Annotated in this window: 1 pseudogene; it reads right to left on the reverse strand. The window is 41.0% G+C overall.

Annotation, left to right across the window (positions count from 1 at the left end):
- Positions 1 to 566 (reverse strand): annotated as a pseudogene (locus H4J67_RS20010) (IS3 family transposase); the annotation flags it as partial.

The raw sequence follows: 566 nt of genomic DNA on the forward strand, positions 1-566 counted from the left end.
ATTCTACGCCTCTATCTGTATGGAGCATCAAATCACCGGACGGTTTTCGTTTCTTAACCGCATTTTCTAATGTGCGTTTCGTGACGTCCATCGTTCTATTTTTATCTAAACTCCAGCTAATAATATGCCGTGAATATAAATCCATTATTACCGACAAATAACGACATACACCTTTCACTTTCAAATACGTGACATCTGCTACCCATACTTTATCTTTAACCAATGGCACGCCACCATAAGGCCGTAAGTTTTTGCCTGTCGCAGGAAAGCGTTTATAAAACGCAGAGCGTGTAGTTACCCGCATCACTCTAACAACCAGCCCAAGCGCTCTATACGACCGTTCACACGTTTTTTACCGATATTGTATCCTTGCTTTTGTAATGTTTTAAAAATGCGAGGACTACCATATCGGCCTTTATTCTCAGTGAATATTTGCTGGATTTTCTGTTTAAGTTCAACATCTTCTATCGCACGGGCACTGGGTTGACGCTCGCGCCAATCGTAATAGCCACTTTTAGACACATCAAAAAATTTCAGTAACCTTTTGACCTTTATGTCGGGTCTGA

Origin of the sequence: Colwellia sp. BRX10-4 (assembly GCF_014077465.1) — a bacterium.
Lineage (GTDB): Bacteria > Pseudomonadota > Gammaproteobacteria > Enterobacterales > Alteromonadaceae > Colwellia_A.